Origin of the sequence: Chamaesiphon sp. VAR_69_metabat_338 (assembly GCF_031423935.1) — a bacterium.
GTDB lineage: Bacteria > Cyanobacteriota > Cyanobacteriia > Cyanobacteriales > Chamaesiphonaceae > Chamaesiphon.
The window spans coordinates 1-2527 of record NZ_JANPGM010000723.1 but is presented as its reverse complement, the minus strand read 5'-3'; the positions used below and the strand labels follow the sequence as shown (position 1 = coordinate 2527).

Genomic DNA, 2527 nt, shown 5'->3' with positions numbered 1-2527 from the left:
ATCAGATCGATCGCTTTATCTGGCAAAAATCGATCGCTAATATACCGCGTCGATAAAGTTGCGGCAGCGACTAAAGCATTATCCGAAATCTTCACCCCATGATGGACTTCATACCGCTCTTTCAAGCCGCGCAAAATCGAGATCGTATCTTCGACACTCGGTTGATCGACATAGACTTGTTGAAACCGGCGTTCTAATGCCGCATCTTTTTCGATATATTTACGATATTCATCGAGAGTTGTCGCCCCGATACAGCGCAGTTCGCCCCGCGCCATCATCGGCTTGAGCAGGTTGCCCGCATCCATCGCGCCTTGAGTCGCACCCGCACCGACGACGGTATGAATTTCGTCGATGAATAAGATAATTTGCCCCTGAGATTCGGTGACTTCTTTAAGCACCGCTTTGAGGCGTTCTTCAAATTCTCCGCGATATTTAGCACCGGCAATGAGGGCACCCATGTCGAGGGAAATCAAGGTGCGATCTTTGAGGGATTGGGGCACATCGCCGCTAATAATCCGCTGGGCTAAACCTTCAGCGATCGCGGTTTTCCCGACCCCAGGTTCGCCAATTAAGACCGGATTATTTTTAGTCCGTCGCGATAAGATTTGAATCGTCCGCCGAATTTCATCGTCGCGCCCGATCACCGGATCGAGTTTGCCGCGACGGGCAAAATCAGTCAGATCGCGACCGTATTTGGAGAGCGATTCATACTTACCTTCAGGGTTTTGATCGTTAACTTTTTGACTGCCGCGAATTTGAGAGACGATCGTTTTAAGCTTACTTTCTTCTAACTTAAAATCAGTAAAAAATTGCTTGCCAAAGCGATCGTCTTGGAGGTATCCTAGTAATAAGTGTTCGATCGAGATGTAGTCGTCACCATAATCTTTGCGATACTTATCAGCCCTGTCGAGTAAGGTATCCACACTCCGCCCCAAATACACCGAGCTAATCGCCCCAGAGATCTTCGGCTGTTTTTGAATATAGTTTTCGAGTTCTTGGCGAAATTGGCTCAGATTTACGCCAGCCTTGGAGAGGATGCTGGTTGCCAAGCCATCTTGTTCGAGCAGAGCTTTGAGAAGATGCTCTGACTCCATTTGCTGCTGCTGGGAAGCCTTGGCGATATCCAATGTATTGGTGACAGCCTGCCAAGCTTTTTCGGTAAATTGTTGGGGGTTGTTTGGTTGCATAATGCCACTGGGAATAAAATTTTTATATAAGTAATCCTCGTGACGGACATCACTGCGGTTACTCCCTTATTGTAGCGATCGCGCTCGCTCTACTAGGGTCGGTATTCACGATATAGCAGCTAGTTATTGCCGAAATTCCTAAATTTAGATAGTCAGTAGATTTAGAGGGTGGATGCATTAAAACAAACACTCACCCCTAGAAATTTAGATTAAATTGTAGATCTAAAGATCGGGAATTTGCCAATCAATTGCTGTACCCCGCGATTTTAATGCTGTATTAATCGCCGAAAAAGGTTTGCTACCAAAAAAGCCACGCCGCGCCGAAAGAGGGGACGGATGCGCGGATTGAATGACTAGATGTCGGCTGGTATCGATGAGTTTCAGTTTCTTTTGAGCGTAAGCACCCCACAATATAAATACCACCGGATCGGTTTTCTGGTTCACCTGGGAAATTACCGCATCGGTAAAAGTTTCCCACCCCCGATCTTTGTGAGAATTTGGCGTGTGCGCGCGGACGGTGAGCACCGCATTTAACATCAGGATCCCTTGCTGTGCCCAAGGTACGAGGTAGCCGTTATTGGGGATTTTGAGATCTAAATCCGTCTTGAGTTCTTTATAAATATTGGCTAATGATGGCGGTATTTTGATGCCAGGATTGACGGAAAAACATAATCCATGCGCTTGATTATTATCGTGATAAGGATCTTGTCCGAGCAACAACACGCGGACATGTTCGTAAGGTGTTAATTCAAAAGCTGCAAAAACATCGGCAGCAGCAGGAAAGATCGTTTGCGTTTGTCTTTCGGTACTGATGAAATCTTGAAGGGTCTGAAAATAAGGTTTTTCAAACTCTGCGGCAAGTACCGATCTCCAAGAACTGGATCTGAGGGGAGTTGTCATGAGGGGGTAGAGGGTAAAGTAACTATACCTCGTAGAACGGGCAGTACCCGCCACAAAGGTTTCAGGCAATCGCTTTTCGATCGATATTTGAGATCGGCTACTTATCTAAGGTTGTTGGCTGTTCGATGGCGATCGATAATCAGAAGATGTCTCATTTGAATACGACAAACAACAAGCGATGGCTAGTGCCATCGCTTGTTGTTTGTAAATCGCAGCATCTGGTTATGACAACATTCCCGATAAAGTGTCGATACTCGAATTGAGATCGATTAAATCCATCATCTGTTGATGTTGCGTTAGATTGCCTTGTGCTTTAAATAAGTTAGCGGCTGACTGCCAGTCGCTTACACCCTCTTGTTCGCCATACAATTCTCGTTGGGCATAACCCCGATTGACATAAGCTATTGCAAAATCTGGCTTGCGCTCGATCGCCAAGCTAT

The 2527-nt window shown here is 46.1% G+C and carries 2 protein-coding genes and 1 pseudogene; all 3 read right to left on the bottom strand.

Going from position 1 to position 2527, the window contains the following annotated elements:
- On the bottom strand, window positions 1-1187 hold a 1187-nt coding region (locus tag RMO84_RS20185; protein WP_310490229.1), incomplete at its 3' end, for a Clp protease N-terminal domain-containing protein.
- A gap of 222 nt (window positions 1188-1409) precedes the next feature.
- A complete protein-coding gene (gene ung, locus RMO84_RS20180) occupies window positions 1410-2087 on the bottom strand; it encodes a uracil-DNA glycosylase (protein WP_310490228.1) in 678 nt (225 codons plus the stop codon).
- 222 nt (window positions 2088-2309) lie between these two features.
- Window positions 2310-2527 (bottom strand): annotated as a pseudogene (locus tag RMO84_RS20175) (hypothetical protein); the annotation flags it as partial.

Bases quoted from the DNA above. Each gene is read 5' to 3' on its own strand.
- ung (WP_310490228.1), bottom strand. From the start codon at position 2,087: ATGACAACTCCCCTCAGATCCAGTTCTTGGAGATCGGTACTTGCCGCA.